This is a genomic window from Nocardia harenae NBRC 108248 (assembly GCF_001612885.1).
Classification (GTDB): domain Bacteria; phylum Actinomycetota; class Actinomycetes; order Mycobacteriales; family Mycobacteriaceae; genus Nocardia; species Nocardia harenae.
The window spans coordinates 71,139-90,313 of the sequence record NZ_BDBH01000018.1 but is presented as its reverse complement, the minus strand read 5'-3'; the positions used below and the strand labels follow the sequence as shown (position 1 = coordinate 90,313).

The window sequence follows — 19,175 nt, the reverse complement described above, 5'->3', positions numbered from 1 at the left end:
TGGTAACGGCGGATATTCAGGCGCAGTGGATGAGGAACCGGGTCGACGCGGGCTCGCCGAGCTTCACCACCACGGTGCTGCTCGCCACCTCGTTCGGGTGGCAGCCGCCGGGCACCGAGAGCACCGTCGCGCGGTAGCACCCGGCCTCGGTGACGCCCTGGGTGGCGGTGCCGTCGCGGTCGGTGACCACGGTGGCCAGCTCGGTATCGGTGTCGCAGGTGGTGATCCGCACCGTCACGTCCGGGACGCCGAACATCTCGGTGCCGGTGCCCGCCTGGATGGTCACCGGGGTGCCCGCGACCGGGGTCGTGGTCGCGGCGGCGCTCGGGCTCGGCTCGCCGCCGACGGTGAGCGAGGAGCCGACCGCGGCGGGGGCGGTGCCCGACGACCCGTCGGCACAGCCCGCCACGGCGAGGGCACCCGTGAGCAGGGAAACGGCCAGCAGCGCGGAGCGCATGGATCTCCTTCCGGTTCGGCGCGGCCACCGCGCCGCCTGCCACTGTAGGTACCCCGGCGACCGGTTCGGCACGCTTCTTGACAATCCCCGCCTTTCCGCCGGAAGCGCTACCAGCGGAAATCGACTCCGCGGCCGCGCGGGGAGCCGGCACCCCCGGTCAGGCGGGCGCGGCCGGGGAACTCGGGTGCCCGGATGATCCGTTCGGGTAGCGGAGCTGCTCGGAGGACGGGAAAGGTGGTGGTCGGGTTGTTCGCCTGGTGGGGCGCACGGGTTTCGCGCTGGCGGTGGCCGGTCATCGGGCTGGTCGCGGCGGCCATGCTGGCGCTGGCGGCCTACGGCGTCGGCCACGCCGACCATCTGAGCGAGGGCGGCATGTTCGACCCCGGCTCGGAGTCGGCGCAGGCCGGGCAGCTGGCCGATGCCGCCTTCGGGCGCAACCACGACGTGGACGTGGTGGTCCTCTACACCGCGCCCGCCGGGACAACCGTCGACGACCCGGCCTTCGCGGCCACCGTTACCGGCAGCCTGAACGCACTGCCCCGCGAGCACCCGGACCAGATCGCGGGCGTGAACGCCTCGTACTGGCCCACCGAGACCGGCAGACTCAGCGGCGCCGCTGCCGCCACCGCCGACCGGACGAGGGCGGTCGCCTCGATCGCGCTGCGCGGCGACACCGACACCGAGGTGCTGCGCAACTACCGGATCGTCGAGGACGCCTTCGCCATTCCCGGCGTCGAGGTCGAGGTCGGCGGGTTGCAGCCGGTGGCGGGGGCGCTGAACGACACCATCGCCGCCGATATCCACCGGATGGAGCTGCTCGCCTTCCCGGCCGTCGGGGTGCTGCTGTTCGTCGTGTTCGGCGGGCTGGTGGCGGCGGCGCTGCCGCTGGTGGTCGGCGGGCTCACGGTCTTCGGCGCGTTCGGCGTCGTGCGCGGGCTCACGCACTTCGCGGAGGTGAATTCCTTCGTCTCCCCGGTGGTCTCGATGATCGGGCTCGGGCTGGCGATCGACTACGGGCTCTTCATCGTGAGCCGCTTCCGCGAGGAGCTCGCCGAGGGGCACGACACCGCCACCGCGGTCCGCCGCACGGTGACCACGGCCGGTCGCACCGTGGTGTTCTCCGCGACCATGATCGTGGCGAGCCTCGGCGGGCTGCTCCTCTTCCCGCAGACCTTCCTGAAATCCATCGGCTACGGCGCCATGGCCACCGTCACCATGGCGGCGCTCACCGCCGTCACCATCCTGCCCGCCATCCTGGCCGTGCTCGGCAAGCGGATCGATGCCCTCGGGCTGCCGCGCTTCGCCCGCACCCGGACCGCGGCCGAGGTGGAGGCGGGGTTCTGGGGGCGGCTCACCGGCTGGGTGATGCGGCACCCGCTGAAGATCGCGGTGCCGCTGGTGCTGCTGCTCGCCATCCTCATCGTGCCGATGAAGAACCTGGCCTTCGGCGGGTTCAGCGAGAAGTACCTGCCGCCGGACAACCCGACCCGGCTGGCGCAGGCCGAGATCGACACGCACTTCCCGCTGCGCCGCTCGGACCCGATCGAGCTGGTCTTCACCGGTACCGACACCACGGCCATCGGGCGGCTGCTGCAGGAGGCCAACGCGGCGCCGAACCTGGCCGAGCAGTTCACCCTGCCCAGCCGCTCTACCACCGACGCCGCCGTCTTCCGCACCAGCGCGGTGCTCACCGACCCCGGCGAAGCCGACACCACCATCGGTTACCTGCGCGGGCTGGAGCAGCCGGACGGCGTGCGCATGCTGGTCGGCGGCGTCCCCGCCATGCAGCACGACAGCATCGACACCCTGCTCACCCGGATGCCGTGGATGATCGCGCTGGTGGTGCTGGTCACCACCGTGCTCATGTTCCTGACCTTCGGCTCGCTGATCCTGCCGATCAAGGCGGCGCTCATGAGCGCGCTCGGCCTCGGCTCCACGCTCGGCATCCTGACCTGGATCTTCGTCGACGGCCACGGGGCCGGGCTGCTCGACTTCACGCCGCAGCCCATCCAGGCCAATATCCTGGTGGTCATCATGGCCGTGATCTACGGCCTCTCCACCGACTACGAGGTGTTCCTGCTCTCCCGCATGGTGGAGGCGCGGGCCCGCGGGGCCGCCACCACCGACGCGGTGCGCGGCGGCACCGCGCAGACCGGGCGGATCATCACCGCCGCCGCGCTCATCCTGCTGGTCGTCGTCGGCGCCTTCGCCTTCTCCGATCTGGTGATGATGCAGTACATCGCCTACGGCATGATCGCCGCGCTGATCATCGACGCCACCGTGCTGCGCATGCTGCTCGTCCCGGCGGTCATGAAGCTGCTCGGCGACGACTGCTGGTGGGCGCCCGCCTGGATGAAGCGGGTGCAGCGCAGGGTGGGGCTGTCGGAGTTCGAGCCGGTGCCGGAGCCGGTGGCCCGGTCAGCGCCGGTCCTGGTCGGGGATCGCGGCTAGGCACCGTTCGCCCAGCGCGCGTACGGATGCCACCAGCTCCGGCGGCCCTTCCACCGTGAAGCCGACATCGACGGCGGTGAGCATCCAGGTGAGCGCCCCGGGCGAGTCGGCGCCGAGGTGCAGCAGGCAGCGGGTGTCGTCCACGGCCTCGAGGACGCCCATGCCCGGCCACACCCGGTCGGTGAGGCGCTCGGCGGATTCGTGCAGGGTGACGGTCGCCCGATACGGCCAGGAGTCGGCGGAGAGCCGCTGCGCCAGGTAGGCCACCACATCGCCGCAGGGCAGCTCGCGCGGGGTGAAGCGGGGCCCGGTGGGGATGCGCGGCCGCACCCGGTCGACGCGGAACGAGCGCCAGTCCGCCCGGCCGACATCCCAGCCGACCAGGTACCAGTGCCGGTTGAAGTTCACCACCGCCTCCGGCTCGATATCGCGGACGGTCGCGCTCCCCGTGTGGTCGCGGTAGTCGAAGCGCAGCCGCTCGCGGCGGTGCGTGGCCTCGGAGATCGCGATGAGGACGTTCGGCTCCACCCGCGGCGCCGCGCCGCTCACCCGGATCACGCTGCGCTGCAACGCCGTCAGCCGATACCGCAGCCGGGCGGGCAGCACCTGCTCCAGCTTGCTCAGCGCGCGCAGCGACGCCTCCTCGATCCCGCTCACCGTGCCGCCGGTGACGGTGCGCAACCCCACCGCGACCGCCAGCGCCTCCTCGTCGTCGAGCAGCAGCGGCGGCACCGTCGCGCCCGCCGCGAGCCGGTAGCCGGTGGCGCCCTGGGTGGCGTGCACCGGATAGCCGAGCGCCCGCAGCCGCTCGATATCGCGGCGCACCGTGCGCGCACTGACGCCGAGGCGGTCGGCCAGCACGGTGCCCGGCCAGTCGCGCGGGGTCTGCAGCAGGCCGAGCAGCCGGAGCAGCCGGGCCGATGGATCGTTCACGGGTTCCAGCATGCCATCCGGTTAGGACAGGATCCGGCCTAACCGGCTCGTAGCGTTGCCGTCATGAGCACCATCGAGGAATTCCGGATCGACATCCCGCAGTCCGAGGTCGACGACCTGCGCGCCCGGCTCGGCGGCACCCGCTGGCCCGCGGAGCTGCCCGGCGTCGGCTGGAGCTACGGCATCCCGACGAGCTACGTCCGTGAGCTGGCCGAGTACTGGCGCGGCGGGTTCGACTGGCGCGCGCAGGAGCGGGCGCTCAACGACATTCCGCAGTTCGTCACCGAGATCGACGGGCAGCGGGTGCATTTCGCGCACATCAGGTCAGCGGTGCCGGACGCCACCCCGCTGGTGCTGGTGCACGGCTGGCCGTTCGCCGACTTCCGCGCCGTGATCGGCCCGCTCACCGATCCGGTGGCGCACGGCGGCGCCGAGCGCGACGCCTTCCACCTCGTGATCCCGACCCTGCCCGGCTTCGGCTTCTCCGGCCCGACGGTGGTGCCCGGTGCGGCCGCCACCGAGCGCTCGGCGGTGCTGCTCGCCGAGCTCATGACCCGGCTCGGCTACCAGCGGTTCGGCGCGCAGGGCGGCGACGCGGGCTCGTTCATCGCCCCCGAGCTCGGCCGGATCGCGCCGGAGCGGCTGCTCGGCGTGCACCTCAACGACCCCATCACCATCCCCGCCTGGGACGACGACGGCTCCGGCTACTCCGACGCCGACCGCGAGAAGCTCGCCGCGCTGCAGGACTGGAGCGCCGACGACACCTCCGGCTACGCCGGCATCCACGCCACCCGCCCGCAGACCCTCGCCCCCGCCATCACCGACTCACCCGCCGGGCTGCTGGCCTGGACGCTCGACGTGGTGCACACCTACATGGACCCCGTGCACGAGCTGCCCGATCAGGCCATCGACCGGGACGCGCTGCTCACCGCCATCAGCGTGCTCTGGTTCACCGGCACCGCCGGCTCCTCGCTGCTGCTCTACAAGGAGTCCGAATCCTGGGGCGCGGCGCTGCGCAACGCCGGCGTGCCGACCGGCGTCGCGGTCTTCCCGAGCGGCAAGTCCGTGGTGCGCGGGATCGCGGAGCGGCAGAACACCGTCGTGCACTGGTCGGAGTTCGACCGCGGCGGCCACTTCGCTCCCATGGAGACCCCCGATCTGCTGGTCCAGGATCTGCGGGCCTTCTTCGGCGGGTTGCGCCCGGCGTAGCCTGACTCCCATGGCCGATCGCCCCGCCCGCGTCGACGACGTGCACCGGATCGCGGCCGCCATGCCGCACGTGACCCGGGTGGCCGGCGGGCGGGGCAATGCCGTCTACCAGGTGGGCGGCAAGTCCTTCGTCTTCTTCCGCACCCCGCGCCCGGACGCCGTCGACCCGGACACCGGGGAGAAGTACGACGACGTCATCGTGCTCTGGGTGGAGTCCGAGGCCGACAAACTGGCCCTGATCCAGGACCCGGCCACGCCCTTCTTCAGCACCCCGCACTTCGACGGCCACCCGTCGGTGCTGGTGCGCGGCAGCGAGATCGGGCGAGTGGGGCTGGCCGAGCTCACCGAGATCGTCCAGGACGCCTGGCTCTCCCGTGCCTCCGCGCGGCGGGGGCGGGCCTGGCTGGAGCTCAGGTCGTGAGCGGGTTCTCCCGGTCCATATGGGAGAGCTTCTCCGGGTTGCGCACGGTGTAGATGCCCGCGATCCGTCCCGCCTCGAGGTGGATCGAGAGCACGGTGTCGACGGTGCCGCCGACCCGGAGCAGCAGCGCGGGGCCGCCGTTGGCGGTGATCGGCTCCAGCAGCTCGGCCGCAGCCCGCACCCGGCCGGAGACGAGCAGCCGGGCCACCCGCTGCGCGCCGCGCACCGGGTGCGGGAGCGCGGGGACGATGCCGCCGCCGTCGCCGAGCAGCAGCACCTCCGGGGCGAGCAGGTCGAGCAGCCCGCGCAGGTCGCCGCTGCCGACCGCGCGGTGGAAGGCGTCGAGCACCGAGCGGGTCTGCTCCGCCGAGACCGTGCCGCGCGGCCTGCGCGCGCTGACGTGCCCGCGGGCCCGGTGCGCGATCTGCCGGACCGCGGCGGGCGTCTTGCCGACCGCCGCCGCGATCTCCCCGTAGCCGAAGGCGAAGACCTCGCGCAGCACGAACACCGCCCGCTCGGTCGGGCCCAGCGTCTCCAGCACGAGCAGCATGGCCGTCGAAACACTCTCCGCCAGTTCGACATCGGCGGCGACGTCCGGGGTGGTGAGCAGCGGCTCCGGCAGCCACGGCCCGACGTAGGACTCCCGCCGCCTGCCCAGCGTGCGCAGCCGGTTCAGCGCCTGCCTGGTAACGATCCGCACCAGGTAGGCGCGCCGGTCCACGACCGTGCCCAGCTCGACCTCGGCCCAGCGCAGCCAGCTCTCCTGCAGCACGTCCTCGGCGTCGCTCGCCGAGCCGAGGATCTCGTAGGCCACGGTGAACAGCAGGGTGCGGTGCGTGACGAAGGTGTCGGTGTGCTGGTCGGTCACGGGGTTCTCCTCGGGCTCGGGGTCGCGCACCGGACACCGGCCACCGCGCTGCTGTGACAGATCCTCGCCGATGGATGTCACAACCGGGCCCGCGCCGGTGTCCGGTGGGTACACCGATCGCGAGGAGTACCCATGAACATCGCACTCTGGATCGCCGCGGCCCTGCTGGCCGTGGTGGCCCTGGTCGGCGGCGTGACCAAGACCGTCGTCCCGATCTCGACGCTCGCCGCCGCTCCCGGCGGGGCGTGGACCGGCCGCACCCGCCCCGCCGCCGTCCGCACCCTCGGTGGGCTGGAGCTGCTCGCGGCGCTCGGGCTCGTCCTGCCCCCGATTCTCGGCATCGTGCCGGTTCTCGTGCCGGTGACCGCCCTCTGCTGGGTCCTCCTCATGCTCGGCGCGATGGCGACGCACCACCGCCTCCGTGAGTACCCGCCCCTCGCCCTGAACGCGCTCTACCTCACCCTCGCCGCCTTCGTGGCCTGGGGCCGCTCGGGCCCGTACCCCTTCTGACGAGCAGGACAACGCGGGGTCCGGTATCGCCAGCTGCTCTTCACCATGGACACCCGACGACACAGGTAGCCGGGTCAGGACGCGCCGCGGCGCAGCTCCACCTGCTCCGCCGCCGCGAAATCGACGGTGAAGCGAACGAACTCGGCCACCGCCTTCGATCGCGATCCCGCGGGCCAGACCAGCCAATTGCGGTACGGGCTGACATCGGCGACGGGGACGAAGACGGCATCGAGGCGGGGGTAGGCCGCTGCGACCGAGAGCGGCAGCAGGCCGGCCGCGTGGCCGAGCGCGATGACCTCGAGCAGTTCGGTGATGTCGCCGACCTCGACGGTCGCGGGCTCGGCCGGGGTCGCGATCTCGACGAGGCCGCCACCAGAGCGCGGCGTGTCCCGGCCCGACCAGTAGAGCCGTTCCTGCTCGGTCGCGGAGTGGAACAGCGGGAAGGTCTCGCCGAGCAGGTCACGGCACCGCAGCTCCCGCCGCCCGGCGAGGCGATGGTCCGCGGCGAGCACGGCGACGCGGGGCTCCTCGGTGAGCTCGACGGCCTCGAGCCCCTCGGCGTCGAACGGCGAGCTGATGATCGCGACGTCGGCGCGGCCGTCGCGGACCATGTCCGCCTGGCGCCGGTAGCCCGCGACCGCGATCTCGATCGCCGGGGCCTGGTGCGCCTGCGCGAACCCGTCGGCGACGCGTCGCAGCAGGCCGGCGGCGACGCCCGGTTTGGCGGCCGCGACCAGGGTGGCGCGGGGGAGACCCGCGCGCCGGGTCCGTGCCGCCGCCGCCTCGATCGCCGCCAGTGCTCGCCCGGACTCGTCGAGCAGGATCTGCCCGGCCTCGGTCAGGGTCACTCCGTGCACACTGCGCACGAAGAGCTCGACGCCGAGCCGCCGTTCGAGCAGCCGGATCGCCCGCGACAGCGGCGGCTGCGCCATGCCCAGCGTGACGGCCGCACCGGAGAAGGTCGAGTGCCGCGCGACGGCGACGAAGTAGCGAAGCTCTCGCACCTCGAGATCTTCCATACCTCGAGGGTATCGACCGCTACCCGATCTGTCCTTCCGGGACCGACGCGTCTCTGTTGCGATGGTCCTGTCCGAATTACCCCGTCCGCGCACGGAAACCGCCGCGGGTTCGACGCCGGCGTCCGCGGTGGCGGCTCCGCGGCGGTGACAGCCCGAAATCGGCTTCGGAGCGACGAGAAAGGCCAACAATGAAGGCGAATGTGCTCACCGAAAGCTCCCCGACGCTCAGCGACACGGGAAAGCTGGTCCTGCGCCTCGGGATCGCGGCCGTGTTCCTGGTGCACGGCCTCGACGACCTGCGGACCGGACTGGCGACCATCGCCGAGATGCAGGGCGAAGCGGGCATCCCGCTCAACGAGGTCAGCGGCCGGTTCGTGCCGATCTGGCTGGCTTTCGGCTCGCTGCTGTTCATCGCGGGTGCCCTCACCCGCGTCGTCGCGGCAGGCTATGTGTTCATCATGGGCGGGGCGTGGATATTCGTCCACGCGTCGAACGGCTTCTACGTCGAGAACGGCGGCTACGAGTTCGTGCTGATCCTCGCCGCGGCCTCGGTGGCGGTGCTGCTGCTCGGGCCCGGCCGGTTCAGCGTCGATCACGTGATCGTCCAGCGGCTGGACCGGTCGAGCCAGGCCGGGATCCCCGTCGGTCAGCGCAGCGGAGTCTGAGCCGCGGACAGTGCCGCGGGCGACGACGTCGTGCGGACGGTTCACGTCGACCGCGGGTTGCTTGCCCCGGCTGTGCGGGCTCAGCGCAACTGCGGCGCCACCTTCGCCCCCAGCAACTCGATGGTGTGCAGCACCCGCTCGGGGGGCAGCGTGCCGACGCTGGCGTGCAGCATGAAGCGGTCGAGCCCGAGGGTGTCGCGCACGGCGGCGATCTTCTCGGCGACCACGTCGGGGGTGCCGAGGAAGAGCGACCCCTCCGGCCCGCGCATGGCGTCGAACTGGGCACGGCTCATGCGCCCCCACCCGCGTTCGCGCCCGATGACATTCATGGCCCGGGTATACGGCTCCCAGAATTCGCTGATCGCAGCCTCTTCGGTGTCGGCGATGTAGCCGTGCGCGTGCACCGCGACGGGCTGCCGCTCGTGCCCGCCTTCGGCGAGCGCACGGTGGTAGAGGTCGACGAGCGGCTTGAAGCGGGCCGGTTCGCCGCCGATGATGGCGATGGCGAGCGGAAGCCCGAGCAGCCCGGCGCGGGCGACGGATTCGGGGCTGCCGCCGACGGCGATCCAGACCGGGAGCGGGCGGTCGTCGGTGCGGGGGTAGACGATCGCCTGGTCGAGCGGGGCGCGGAATTTGCCCTGCCAGGTGACCGGCTCCTCCTCGCGCAGCTTCAGCAGCAGCGCGAGTTTCTCGTCGAAGAGCTGGTCGTAGTCGCTGAGGTCGTAGCCGAACAACGGGAACGACTCGGTGAAGGAGCCGCGCCCGGCCATGAGTTCGGCGCGGCCGCCGGAGAGCCCGTCCAGGGTGGCGAAATCCTGGTAGACCCGGACCGGGTCGTCGGAGCTGAGCACAGTGACCGCGCTGGTGAGCTGGATCCGCTCGGTGCGCGCGGCGATGGCGGCCAGCACGACGGCGGGCGCGGAGGCGGCGAAATCGGCCCGGTGGTGCTCGCCGACGCCGTAGACGTCGAGCCCGGCGGCCTCGGTGGCGACGGCCTCGTCCACGACCTGGCGCAGCCGTTCCGCCGCGCTCGGCGCCGGGCGGCCGTCGGCCGGGTAGCGTTCGGCAAAGGTGGTGAGTCCCAGTTCCACGGTGCGTCCCGTCTCGAGATGTTTCTACGTCAACTACCCGTCGGAACGCCGGGGGTGCACGGAAGATTCCCGCGCGTACCGCTACTCCGCCGTCGCCCGGCTGATCTGCTGAGACACCTCGGGCAGGTCGATCCCGATGCGCCGATCCATGGCCCTGGCGAGCTGCTCGTCCGCGATCAACCGGACGCTGGGGCGCAGCGCGGCCAGGGTCTCGGCGAGCTGGTGCAGCTGGGCGGGGGAGGGGTGCTCGAGCACCTTGCTCACCAGGTGGGTGCGGAAGATCTGCACGAAGGCGAAGGCCATGCGGTCGAACGCGGCCTCCAGCTCCCAGCTCACCGCGAGGATGGCGTGCAGCGGAATACCATTCGCCACCAGCGCCGATGCGCCTTCGAGGAGCCGCGAGCTGGTGTAGACGAAGTTGCCGTCCTCCATGCGCAGGTAGCCGAGCGCGACCGCCTCGGCGATGGCCTGCGGCGTCACCTGGTCGCCGAACCGCTCCAGCATCTGCTGCAGGTCGAGCGTGACCTCGCCGTCGCCCCACGCCACCGAGGCCGCCGACTCGAAGCCGAGCAGCTCGGAGACGCCGCCGCCCTGTTCCGCGCTGGTCAGGAGGTCGGCGATGCCCTCGAGGCTGTGCCCGCGGGCCAGCAGGTCGGCGATGAGCCGCAGCCGCTCCAGGTGTGCCTCGCTGTAGAAGGCGTTGCGCCCCCGCCGTTCGGGCGCGGCGAGCAGGCCGCGCTCCTGGTAGTAGCGCACCGTCCGCACCGGTACCGCCGCGGCCTCCGCCAGCTCGGCGACCCGGTACTCCCTGCCGGTCATCCGGCTTCCTTTCGATCCGGCCCGCCCTGGACCAACTGTCTCAGTAGATACTGAGCTTATTTACCTCTTCCCAGGCAAATTCGCCGTTGTCGGCTGGCGAAAAATGTCTGTAGCCGGATATCTCTACCGATAGTTACAGTTACTGCTGAGAGAGTTGGATCACGATGATACGGAGGATCAAGGTCGATGCGGACGAGCAGCCCGTGCGCGAGCCGGGAACTGAGGATCGCCGGAATGCCAACCGCGGGCTACCTGCGTCACGACCCCCGGCTCTCGCACCAGCTCCTCGGGCACGTCGCGGGCGGTGCCGAGCCGCGCGGCGCGACCATGCCGTGCGGGGCGTCCCGGCGCGAGGCGGCCGAGGTGATCCGGGGCTGCCTGGAGTTGGTGGCGGTGGCGCTGCAGGGCGGCCCGGCGGTGGAGGTGCCGGAGCGGCTGCGCGCCCGGATCGGCGACTGGGCCGCCGAGGGCGTCGAGCTGGAGGCGGTACAGCACGCCACGCACCTCGGCTTCCGCTTCGTGCTCGACCTGCTCGGCAGGCGCGCCACCGGATCGGACAGCAGGGCCATGGTGGTGGCCGGGCAGCGGCTGGCCGAGGTGCTCGACCGCCTCGTCACCGCCTTCACCGGCAGCTACCTGCGGGAGGTGCGCGCGCAGAGCACCGCGCGCGACGACGCGAGCGCGCAGCTGGCCGGCGCGCTGATCGCCGGTGACGCGGGCCCCGCGGCGATCCGCGGCAGCGGCTTCCCGGCCGCCGACGCCTACGCGGTGGTCGCGCTCGGCGTCGCCACCGAGGCGCTGGACGACCGCGCGGTGCGCGACGAGCGCGAGGCGCGGCGCAGGCTGCGCCGCATGCGGCTGGAGCTGGCCACCCGGCGCGGCGGCACCCCGCTCGCGCTGCTCGGCCCCGATGGCGGCACCGTGCTGCTCGCCGAGGACCGGCTGGCGGACGCCCCCGCCGCCGACCTGCTCGACGGGTTGCAGCGGGCGGCGGGCGTCCCGCTGCGCGGCACCGTCGTGCACGCGCTCACCGGCGAGGTCCCCGCCGCGACCAGGGACGCGCACGAACTGCTCGATCTCGCCCAGCGGCTGCACCGCCCCGCCGGGCTCTACCGGATGGCGGATCTGGCGGTGGAGTACCAGATCACCCGCCCCGGTCCCGGCCGCCGCAGGCTGGCCGCGGTGCTCGACTCGCTGCGCGGCCAGCCCGAGCTGCTGAACACCCTGGTGGTGCACCTGCGCAACGACCGCAACCGGCAGCGCACCTCGCGTGCGCTGCACATCCACGCCAACACCATCGACCACCGGATGCGCCGGATCGCCCAGCACACCGGGCTGGACCCGATGAACCTGGACGGGCTGTGGTATCTGCGGGCGGCTATCGTCGCGCACACCTACGAGACCGGGACGACCCCGCAGGAGATCCCCGAGCTCTCCGCCGCCATCGGCTGAGACCCGGCGCCGCGCCGCCGGGGAAGGGCGCGGCGCCGCCGGGTTACCCGGCTGCGACCCGGCGTTCCGGTCTACCCTGTCGTCATGTCCGTGCGCACCCGCCCACCCCTCGTTCCCGGCACGCTCTCGCCCGAGCGGGAGGTGCCCCGCACCATCGAGCGCCCCGAGTACGTCGGCAAGCGCACGGCGCAGGAGGGCTCCGAGCCCTGGGTGCAGACGCCGGAGACCATCGAGAAGATGCGGCTCGCCTCGCGGATCGCGGCACGGGCGCTGGCCGAGGCGGGCAAGGCCGTCGCCCCCGGCGTCACCACCGACGAGCTGGACCGGATCGCGCACGAGTACATGATCGACCACGGCGCCTACCCCTCCACCCTCGGCTACAAGGGCTTCCCCAAGTCCTGCTGCACCTCGCTGAACGAGGTGATCTGCCACGGCATCCCGGATTCCACGGTGATCCAGGACGGCGACATCGTGAACATCGACGTCACCGCCTACATCGACGGCGTGCACGGCGACACCAACGCCACCTACCTGGCCGGCGAGGTCGACGAGGAGGCCCGGCTGCTGGTGGAGCGCACGCACGAGGCCACCATGCGGGCCATCAAGGCGGTCCGGCCGGGCCGCGCGCTGAATGTCGTCGGCCGGGTGATCGAGTCCTACGCCAACCGCTTCGGCTACGGCGTCGTCCGCGACTTCACCGGCCACGGCGTCGGCCCGACCTTCCACAACGGCCTGGTGGTGCTGCACTACGACCAGCCCGCGGTGGAGACGATCATCGAGCCGGGCATGACCTTCACCATCGAGCCCATGATCAACCTCGGCGGCATCGACTACGAGATCTGGGGCGACGGCTGGACCGTGGTCACCAAGGACCGGCGCTGGACGGCGCAGTTCGAGCACACCCTGGTGGTCACCGAGACCGGCGCCGAGATCCTCACCCTGCCGTGACGCCGGGCGGCGCGCTGCTCGTCGCCGGGACCACCTCGGACGCGGGCAAGAGCGTCGTGGTCGCCGGGCTCTGCCGGGCGCTGGCCCGCCGCGGGGTCCGGGTGGCGCCGTTCAAGGCGCAGAACATGTCCAACAACTCGGTCGTCACGCTGGACGGCGGGGAGATCGGCCGGGCCCAGGCGCTGCAGGCCCGGGCCTGCGGGCTGGAGCCGAGCGTGCGGTTCAACCCGATCCTGCTCAAGCCCGGCGGCGACCGGCGCTCGCAGCTGGTGGTGCGCGGCAGGGCCGTCGACACCGTCGGTGCGCGCGACTACTTCCGGCACCGCACCGCGCTGCGCGAGGTGGTAGCGAGCGAACTCGCCGCGCTGCGTGCCGAATTCGACGCCGTGATCTGCGAGGGCGCGGGCTCGCCCGCCGAGATCAACCTGCGCGGAACCGATCTCGCGAACATGGGGCTGGCCCGCGCGGCCGGGCTGCCGGTGATCGTGGTCGGCGATATCGACCGCGGCGGCGTGCTCGCCCACCTCTTCGGCACCGTCGCGGTGCTGGAGCCCGAGGACCAGCGGCTTGTCGCGGGGTTCCTGGTGAACAAGTTCCGCGGCGACGTCGAGCTGCTGCGCCCCGGGCTGGAGCAGCTCGACGCGCTCACCGGCCGCCCCACCCTCGGCGTGCTGCCCTACGCCGACGAGCTCTGGCTGGACGCCGAGGACTCGCTCGGCACCGTCGCCGACGCCCCGGTCGGCCGCCCCGCCCCGCCGCGCGGCCGGGAGTGGCTCACGGTGGCCGCCATCCGGCTCCCGCGCATCTCCAACTCCACCGACGTGGAGGCGCTCGCCTGCGAACCGGGCACCGCCGTGCGCTGGGTCACCGAGCCCTCCCGGCTCACCGGCGCCGACCTGGTGGTGCTGCCCGGCAGCAAGGCCACCGTGGACGACCTGGCCTGGCTGCGCCGCACCGGCCTCGCCGACGCGTTGAAAACCCGTGCGGCCGAGGGGAAGCCGATTCTCGGAGTCTGCGGCGGGTACCAGATGCTCGGCAGCCGGATCACGGACCCGGTGGAGTCCGGCGCGGGCGCGGTGCCCGGGCTCGGACTGCTCGACCTCGAGGTCGCCTTCGCCGACCCGAAGGTGCTGCGGCGCAGCGCCGGACGGGAACTCGGCAGCGGAATCCCGGTCCATGGCTACGAGATCCACCACGGCCGGGTCACCCGCACCGGCGACCCCGCGTGGCTGGAGCTGGCGGGCACGCCGGAAGGGAGTGTGCGCGGGGCGATCTGGGGCACCCACCTGCACGGGCTGCTGGAGTGCGACGAGCTGCGGCGCGGCTGGCTGCGCGCCGTCGCCGCCGCGGCGGGCCGCACCGGCTTCGAGCCCGCCGCCGACGTCTCGGTGGCCGCGCTGCGCACCGCCCAGCTCGACCTGCTCGCCGACCTGATCACCGAGCACGCCGATCTGCCCGCGCTGGAGCGGCTGCTCGCCGCGGGCCCGCCCGCCGGGCTGCCGGTGATCGGCAGCGCGCTCACCGCACCCTGTTGACGAACCGGAGAGCGCGCCTTACCTTCTGGTAAGGAATCCCGGGGTTCGTAAGGAGGGGTGCGGTGGCCGAGCGCAAACGCGGCGGGCCGGTGCTGTCCGCGGCGGTGACCAGCAAGGGGCAGATCACGATTCCCGTGGACGTGCGGGTGGCGCTCGGGCTGCGCGCCGGGGTCAGGGTGGCCTTCGTGCCCACGCCGGGCGGCAGCTACGAGCTGGTGCCGGAGACCAGGACGGTGCGGGCGCTCAAGGGCATCATCGGCTGGGGCGGGGCGCCGCTGGAGCCGGCCGAGATGGACGCAGCGGTCGCGGGCAATGTGGTGGAACGGCCGCGCGGATGATCGGGCTCGACGCCAATGTCCTGATCCGCTACCTCACCCAGGACGACCCGGAGCAGTCCGCCAGGGCCAATGCCGTGATCGACGGCCTCACCGAGAGCGACCCCGGGTACGTCACCATGCTGGTGCTGGCCGAGATCTACTGGGTGCTGCGCCGCGGCTACCGGCAGACCCCGGAGGCCGTCACCGACGTGCTGCTCGGGCTGCTGGACTCGGCCGAGATCGTGGTCGAGCGGGCCGACACCGTGCGCCAGGCGCTGCGCCGCGCCGCCGACGGCGCCGATTTCGCCGACGCGCTGGTCGAGCAGCTTGGCAAGGAGGCGGGGTGCGAGCGCACCGTCACCTTCGACCGGGACGCGGGTGACCGCGCGGGGATGCGGCTGCTCTCCTGAGCGGATCGCCCGCGGGGCGCGCGTGGATGCTCCCGAGTCCCGCATGGCCGGTCGCCCGGATCGCCCGCGCCGACGGGGTGCGTCGCACCGACGCGGCGAGCGGCCCGCCGAACGCGGTGCTCGCCTGTGCCCCGGCGTGCCTCCCCCGGCCGTCCGGTATCCGGGCGAACCCGGCATCGCGGGTTCTCCCGGCCGTGTAGCGTTTCCGGTCATGACAGTGCGGCAGATCACGGTCGGTGACCGCTCCTGGACGGTGCGGGTGGCCGGCCCGGACTCCAGGCACACCGTGCTGCTGCTGCCGGACGCGGGCGCCCCGCCCGACGCCTTCGATGGGGTCTGTGCCCGGCTGCACGTCTCCGACCTGCGCACCGTCACCCCGGAGAGCATCGACGGGCTGGCGCCTGCCGACCTGCACGCCGTGCTCGACCAGCTGAGCGTGCCGTACACGCACGTCGCCGGGTACGGCCGCGGCGCCGAGCTGGCCTGGCGGCTCTGCGCCGGGCCCTTCGGCCGCTTCATCAGCCTGACCGTCGCCGACCGCGGCCATCCGGCAGGCGCCGACACCGAGGGCGCGGTCGCCGACGCGGCGGTGCGGCCGATGGAGCTGCCGGTGACCATGGTCGTCACCAAGCGCACCACCCGCGCGGTCGCCGACGGCTCCGGCCGCTTCGTCTACGGCGAGTTCCGGGTGGTCGAGCTGGACGTCGACGATGTCGCCGCCGAGGCCGTGCACGAGTTCGCGACCGAGATCGTGCTGCGCACCAGCCCCTGGTGAGCTAGCCCTTCCGGAAGGCGGCCAGCCAGTCCAGCCAGCTGTCCAGCTCGGCGAAGGCTTCGGCGCGCGGCTTCTCCGAGGAGAGGAAGACGTCGTGCCTGGCGCCCTCGATCGGCACGATATTGGTGCGGTCGCCGAGGCAGCCGGACCAGCGCTGGATCTGCTCGACGTCGAGCACCGCGTCCGCCACATCGATGGCCGGGCCGTACTCGCGGGCGAACTTGGTGAGCCGGGAGCGCAGGATGAGCGCGGGCACCCCGATGCTCAGCCCGCGGTGCAGCCTGGCGTGGCCGCGGCGGATGGCACGCAGCCAGCCCAACCGCACCGGGAAGCCGCTCAGCGGCTTCCAGTCCAGGTTGTACTCCCACTCCCCGGACACCGTGTGGTGCAGGCTGTCGCCGTAGGCGGTGATCGCGGGGGCGGGCAGCGCCGCGGTCTTGCGGAAGCGGCCGAGCACGTCGATCACCGGGGTGCCGACGCTGCGGTAGTAGGCCGGGCCCTGCAGGTCGAACCACGGGCTGTTCAGCACCAGCCCGATCACGCCCGCGGCGGCCGCGCCGGTGCGCGCGTTCAGCCGGTCCAGCCAGAGCGGCAGGATCAGCCCGCCGGTGGAGTGCGCCACCAGCAGCACCGGCGCGCCGGTCTCGGCGCGCACGATGCGCAGCGCCTCGTCCAGCTCGGCGTCGTAGGAGGCGAGGTCGGTGACGAAATGCGGGCTCTGGCCGTCGCGCAGCGAGCGGCCGCACTTGCGCAGGTCGAGTGCGTAGAAGCGGTGGCCGCGGCCGGCGAAGTGCTCGGCGACGTGCTGCTGGAAGAAGTAGTCGGTGAAGCCGTGCAGATAGAGCACGGCGGGCGTCTCCGCGTCAGCGGGGGTGGACGCGATCTCGTCCGGGTGGTAGCGCACCAGGGTGGCGAAGATCTCACCCTCGCCGTCCGGGTCGGTGCCGAGCGGCAGGGTGCGCTGCTGGTAGTTCGTGCCGAGGACATCCGGCTGCCACGACTCGCCGGCGGACGAGGTCCGCGCCGGGTCGAGCGAGGTTTCGTTCGTCACACTGCTCAATCTAGCGCGGCGGGGGGCCGCTGCCGAGCCCGGTCTACCGGGAGGTATTTATGTCACATTCGGCAGGTTCGCTGCGGGAACGCCGATTCCCGAGGTGCACAATTGGGCACAGGTGAACGGTGGGTAACCTCCAGCCGGAAGCCGCGGGCCACCGCGCAGAGTGACAAGGAAGTCGACACCCGTGCCGAATGCTGCTCAGACCCAGAAGACCGATGTCGTTCTCATCGGTGCAGGCATCATGAGTGCCACGCTCGGCGCACTGCTGCGGCAGCTGCAGCCCGAGTGGTCGATCTCGCTCTTCGAGCGGCTGGACGCCGCGGCGGCCGAGAGCAGCGACCCGTGGAACAACGCGGGCACCGGCCACTCCGCGCTCTGTGAGCTGAACTACAGCCCGCAGAATCCCGACGGCAGCGTCGACATCACCAAGGCCGTCGACATCAACGAGCGCTTCCAGGTCTCCCGGCAGTTCTGGTCCTACGGCGTGCAGAACGGCGTGCTCGGCGACCCCTCCCGGTTCATCAACCCGATCCCGCACGTCAGCTTCGTGCACGGCGAAGACAATGTGCGCTACCTGCGCGCCCGCTACGAGGCGCTGGCGCCGCAGCCGCTCTTCGAGGGCATGGAGTACATCGACAGCCCCGACGAGTTCGGCCGCAGGCTGCCGCTCATGGCGCGCGGCCGCGATTTCTCCGACCCGGTCGCGCTGAACTGGACCGACGCGGGCACCGATATCGATTTCGGCGCGCTGACCAGCGAACTCCTCGCCTACCTCGGCGGCTCCGGGGTGGACCTGGCCTTCGGGCACGAGGTACTCGACCTGTCCAAGCAGTCCGACGGGCAGTGGCTGGTGCGGGTGCGCAATCTCCGCACCAGGCAGACCCGCACCCTGATCAGCCGCTTCGTCTTCGTCGGCGCGGGCGGTGGCGCGCTGCCGCTGCTGCAGAAGGCGGGCATCAAGGAGGCGAAGGGCTTCGGCGGCTTCCCGGTGAGCGGGCAGTTCCTGCGCAGCACCAACCCCGGCCTCATCGAGCAGCACCACGCCAAGGTCTACGGCAAGGCGGCGGTCGGCGCCCCGCCCATGTCGGTGCCGCACCTGGACACCCGGGTCATCAAGGGCCGCCACGGCCTGCTCTTCGGCCCGTACGCGGGCTGGACCCCCAAGTTCCTCAAGGACGGCAAGAACACCGACCTGTTCAAGTCGATCCGCCCGGACAACCTGTTCTCGCTGCTCGGCGTTGGCGTCACCGAGCTGAGCCTGACCAAGTACCTGGTCTCCGAGCTGCTCAAGTCCGAGGCGGGCCGGGTGGAGACGCTCGGCGAGTTCGTGCCGCGGGCCAAGGGCACGGACTGGGAGCTCATCACCGCGGGGCAGCGCGTCCAGGTGATCCGGCGCAAGGGCATGGGCGGGGTGCTGGAGTTCGGCACCGCCGTGATCGCCGCGGGCGACGGCAGCATCGCCGGGCTGCTCGGTGCGTCGCCGGGCGCCTCGACCGGCGTCAGCGCCATGATCGACGTGCTGCAGCGCTGCTTCCCGCGCGAGTACGAGGGCTGGACCCCGAAGCTGCGCGAAATGGTGCCCTCGCTCGGCGTCAAGCTCTCCGACAACCCCGAGCTGTTCCGCGAGGTGTGGAGCTGGACCAGCAAGACGCTGAACCTGGACAGCGCCGGAGTCGCGGCCCCCGCGCAGGTGTGATAGCAAGGTTCGATGATCTCCACCGTTGCGCTGAAGCGGGCCTGGGCCCAGGATCTCGACACCGCCACCCTCTACGAGCTGCTGAGACTGCGCGTGGAGATCTTCGTGGTCGAGCAGAAGTGCGCGTACCCGGAGCTGGACGGCCGCGATCTGCTGCCGGAGACCAGGCACCTCTGGCTCGATGACGACGGCACCGTCATTGCCACGCTGCGGCTGCTGGAGGAGCACGAGGGCGGCGTGAAGTCGTTCCGCATCGGGCGGCTCTGCACCGCCGTCGCGGCCCGCGGCCAGGGCTACACCACCCGGCTGCTGCAGGCGGCGCTGGCCGAGGTCGGCTCGCACGCCGTGCGGCTGAACGCGCAGAGCCACCTCGTCGAGCTCTACGCCAAGCACGGGTTCGTGGCCGAGGGGCCGGAGTTCGTGGAGGACGGCATCCCGCACACGCCCATGCGGCGCGGGTGAGTTCGGCGCCGCCCGCCCACCGGCCGCGCCCCCGCCCCGCCTAGAGTCGAAGCCGTGTCGGTGTACCAGGTGGAAGAGAT

The 19,175-nt window shown here is 72.3% G+C and carries 20 protein-coding genes; 13 read left to right on the top strand and 7 right to left on the bottom strand.

Translation table 11 applies throughout. The annotated features are described in order from the left end of the window. Positions 1 to 16: 16 nt before the first annotated feature. Positions 17 to 457 (bottom strand): hypothetical protein, encoded by a 441-nt coding sequence (locus tag NH2_RS27540; protein WP_067660759.1) that lies wholly within the window; start codon positions 455 to 457, stop codon positions 17 to 19. A gap of 246 nt (positions 458 to 703) precedes the next feature. Between NH2_RS27540 and NH2_RS27535 the strand changes: the two genes are divergently transcribed. Continuing rightward, positions 704 to 2,908 carry an MMPL family transporter gene (locus tag NH2_RS27535; RefSeq protein WP_067660874.1) on the top strand — a complete coding sequence of 735 codons (2,205 nt, stop codon included), beginning with the start codon at positions 704 to 706 and terminating at the stop codon, positions 2,906 to 2,908. Here the strand turns inward: NH2_RS27535 and NH2_RS27530 are convergent. Then, positions 2,876 to 3,841, bottom strand: a complete 966-nt coding sequence (locus NH2_RS27530) for a helix-turn-helix transcriptional regulator (RefSeq protein ID WP_067660871.1) — start codon at positions 3,839 to 3,841, stop codon at positions 2,876 to 2,878. The genes NH2_RS27535 and NH2_RS27530 overlap by 33 nt on opposite strands. A 63-nt stretch (positions 3,842 to 3,904) precedes the next feature. Between NH2_RS27530 and NH2_RS27525 the strand changes: the two genes are divergently transcribed. Beyond that, on the top strand, positions 3,905 to 5,050 hold the full coding sequence (locus NH2_RS27525; protein WP_067660755.1) for an epoxide hydrolase family protein: 1,146 nt from the start codon (positions 3,905 to 3,907) through the stop codon (positions 5,048 to 5,050). Between the two features lie 10 nt (positions 5,051 to 5,060). Continuing rightward, complete coding sequence (locus tag NH2_RS27520) at positions 5,061 to 5,471, top strand: MmcQ/YjbR family DNA-binding protein (protein ID WP_067660753.1); 411 nt, start codon at positions 5,061 to 5,063, stop codon at positions 5,469 to 5,471. Here the strand turns inward: NH2_RS27520 and NH2_RS27515 are convergent. After that, positions 5,461 to 6,339 carry an RNA polymerase sigma-70 factor gene (locus tag NH2_RS27515; protein ID WP_218021752.1) on the bottom strand — a complete coding sequence of 293 codons (879 nt, stop codon included), beginning with the start codon at positions 6,337 to 6,339 and terminating at the stop codon, positions 5,461 to 5,463. The two genes, NH2_RS27520 and NH2_RS27515, sit on opposite strands and share 11 nt — an antisense overlap. A gap of 132 nt (positions 6,340 to 6,471) precedes the next feature. On the opposite strand from NH2_RS27515, the gene NH2_RS27510 reads away from it, so the two are divergent. Next, the gene (locus tag NH2_RS27510; RefSeq protein WP_067660747.1) at positions 6,472 to 6,849 is read left to right on the top strand and encodes a DoxX family protein; all 378 of its coding nucleotides are present in this window, start codon (positions 6,472 to 6,474) and stop codon (positions 6,847 to 6,849) included. A gap of 74 nt (positions 6,850 to 6,923) precedes the next feature. Here NH2_RS27510 and NH2_RS27505 read toward each other — a convergent pair whose 3' ends face one another. Beyond that, a complete protein-coding gene (locus tag NH2_RS27505; protein ID WP_067660744.1) occupies positions 6,924 to 7,868 on the bottom strand; it encodes a LysR family transcriptional regulator in 945 nt (314 codons plus the stop codon). 188 nt (positions 7,869 to 8,056) lie between these two features. Between NH2_RS27505 and NH2_RS27500 the strand changes: the two genes are divergently transcribed. After that, positions 8,057 to 8,533, top strand: coding sequence for a DoxX family protein (locus tag NH2_RS27500; RefSeq protein WP_067660741.1), 477 nt, complete (start codon positions 8,057 to 8,059; stop codon positions 8,531 to 8,533). An 80-nt stretch (positions 8,534 to 8,613) separates the two neighbouring features. On the opposite strand, the gene NH2_RS27495 is transcribed toward NH2_RS27500, so the two are convergent. Together NH2_RS27495 and NH2_RS27490 are read right to left on the bottom strand one after the other, a co-directional pair. After that, the gene (locus NH2_RS27495) at positions 8,614 to 9,624 is read right to left on the bottom strand and encodes an LLM class flavin-dependent oxidoreductase (protein ID WP_067660735.1); all 1,011 of its coding nucleotides are present in this window, start codon (positions 9,622 to 9,624) and stop codon (positions 8,614 to 8,616) included. A gap of 81 nt (positions 9,625 to 9,705) precedes the next feature. Then, a complete protein-coding gene (locus NH2_RS27490; RefSeq protein WP_067660732.1) occupies positions 9,706 to 10,443 on the bottom strand; it encodes a MerR family transcriptional regulator in 738 nt (245 codons plus the stop codon). 234 nt (positions 10,444 to 10,677) lie between these two features. Here NH2_RS27490 and NH2_RS27485 point away from each other — a divergent pair, with 234 nt between their 5' ends. The 6 genes from NH2_RS27485 (at position 10,678) to NH2_RS27460 (ending at position 15,880) form a co-directional block, all read left to right on the top strand. Next, a complete protein-coding gene (locus NH2_RS27485) occupies positions 10,678 to 11,895 on the top strand; it encodes a PucR family transcriptional regulator (protein ID WP_067660729.1) in 1,218 nt (405 codons plus the stop codon). A gap of 84 nt (positions 11,896 to 11,979) precedes the next feature. After that, positions 11,980 to 12,843 (top strand): type I methionyl aminopeptidase, encoded by an 864-nt coding sequence (map, locus tag NH2_RS27480; protein ID WP_067660726.1) that lies wholly within the window; start codon positions 11,980 to 11,982, stop codon positions 12,841 to 12,843. Next, a complete protein-coding gene (locus tag NH2_RS27475) occupies positions 12,840 to 14,378 on the top strand; it encodes a cobyric acid synthase (RefSeq protein ID WP_067660723.1) in 1,539 nt (512 codons plus the stop codon). The genes map and NH2_RS27475 overlap by 4 nt, the downstream gene beginning before the upstream one ends. 62 nt (positions 14,379 to 14,440) lie before the next feature. Then, entirely contained in the window at positions 14,441 to 14,716 is a 276-nt protein-coding gene (locus NH2_RS27470) for an AbrB/MazE/SpoVT family DNA-binding domain-containing protein (RefSeq protein WP_245650795.1), read from the top strand. Continuing rightward, entirely contained in the window at positions 14,713 to 15,105 is a 393-nt protein-coding gene (locus tag NH2_RS27465) for a type II toxin-antitoxin system VapC family toxin (protein WP_067660720.1), read from the top strand. The genes NH2_RS27470 and NH2_RS27465 overlap by 4 nt, the downstream gene beginning before the upstream one ends. A 211-nt stretch (positions 15,106 to 15,316) precedes the next feature. After that, positions 15,317 to 15,880 (top strand): alpha/beta fold hydrolase, encoded by a 564-nt coding sequence (locus NH2_RS27460; protein WP_067660717.1) that lies wholly within the window; start codon positions 15,317 to 15,319, stop codon positions 15,878 to 15,880. 1 nt (position 15,881) lies between these two features. Here NH2_RS27460 and NH2_RS27455 read toward each other — a convergent pair whose 3' ends face one another. Next, on the bottom strand, positions 15,882 to 16,931 hold the full coding sequence (locus NH2_RS27455) for an alpha/beta hydrolase (protein WP_067660714.1): 1,050 nt from the start codon (positions 16,929 to 16,931) through the stop codon (positions 15,882 to 15,884). 247 nt (positions 16,932 to 17,178) lie between these two features. Here NH2_RS27455 and mqo point away from each other — a divergent pair, with 247 nt between their 5' ends. Then, the gene (mqo, locus tag NH2_RS27450) at positions 17,179 to 18,633 is read left to right on the top strand and encodes a malate dehydrogenase (quinone) (protein ID WP_067660866.1); all 1,455 of its coding nucleotides are present in this window, start codon (positions 17,179 to 17,181) and stop codon (positions 18,631 to 18,633) included. 12 nt (positions 18,634 to 18,645) lie between these two features. Further along, positions 18,646 to 19,095: a GNAT family N-acetyltransferase gene (locus NH2_RS27445; RefSeq protein ID WP_067660711.1), complete on the top strand. Its 450-nt coding sequence runs from the start codon at positions 18,646 to 18,648 to the stop codon at positions 19,093 to 19,095. The last annotated feature ends 80 nt before the right edge of the window (positions 19,096 to 19,175 follow it).

Excerpts from the sequence above, each read along its gene's own strand:
- NH2_RS27540 (WP_067660759.1), bottom strand. The coding sequence starts at position 457 with ATGCGCTCCGCGCTGCTGGCCGTTTCCCTGCTCACGGGTGCCCTCGCC.
- NH2_RS27525 (WP_067660755.1), top strand. The coding sequence starts at position 3,905 with ATGAGCACCATCGAGGAATTCCGGATCGACATCCCGCAGTCCGAGGTC.
- NH2_RS27520 (WP_067660753.1), top strand. The coding sequence starts at position 5,061 with ATGGCCGATCGCCCCGCCCGCGTCGACGACGTGCACCGGATCGCGGCC.
- NH2_RS27510 (WP_067660747.1), top strand. The coding sequence starts at position 6,472 with ATGAACATCGCACTCTGGATCGCCGCGGCCCTGCTGGCCGTGGTGGCC.
- NH2_RS27505 (WP_067660744.1), bottom strand. The coding sequence starts at position 7,868 with ATGGAAGATCTCGAGGTGCGAGAGCTTCGCTACTTCGTCGCCGTCGCG.
- NH2_RS27500 (WP_067660741.1), top strand. The coding sequence starts at position 8,057 with ATGAAGGCGAATGTGCTCACCGAAAGCTCCCCGACGCTCAGCGACACG.
- NH2_RS27490 (WP_067660732.1), bottom strand. The coding sequence starts at position 10,443 with ATGACCGGCAGGGAGTACCGGGTCGCCGAGCTGGCGGAGGCCGCGGCG.
- NH2_RS27485 (WP_067660729.1), top strand. The coding sequence starts at position 10,678 with ATGCCAACCGCGGGCTACCTGCGTCACGACCCCCGGCTCTCGCACCAG.
- map (WP_067660726.1), top strand. The coding sequence starts at position 11,980 with ATGTCCGTGCGCACCCGCCCACCCCTCGTTCCCGGCACGCTCTCGCCC.
- NH2_RS27465 (WP_067660720.1), top strand. The coding sequence starts at position 14,713 with ATGATCGGGCTCGACGCCAATGTCCTGATCCGCTACCTCACCCAGGAC.
- NH2_RS27460 (WP_067660717.1), top strand. The coding sequence starts at position 15,317 with ATGACAGTGCGGCAGATCACGGTCGGTGACCGCTCCTGGACGGTGCGG.
- mqo (WP_067660866.1), top strand. The coding sequence starts at position 17,179 with ATGAGTGCCACGCTCGGCGCACTGCTGCGGCAGCTGCAGCCCGAGTGG.
- NH2_RS27445 (WP_067660711.1), top strand. The coding sequence starts at position 18,646 with ATGATCTCCACCGTTGCGCTGAAGCGGGCCTGGGCCCAGGATCTCGAC.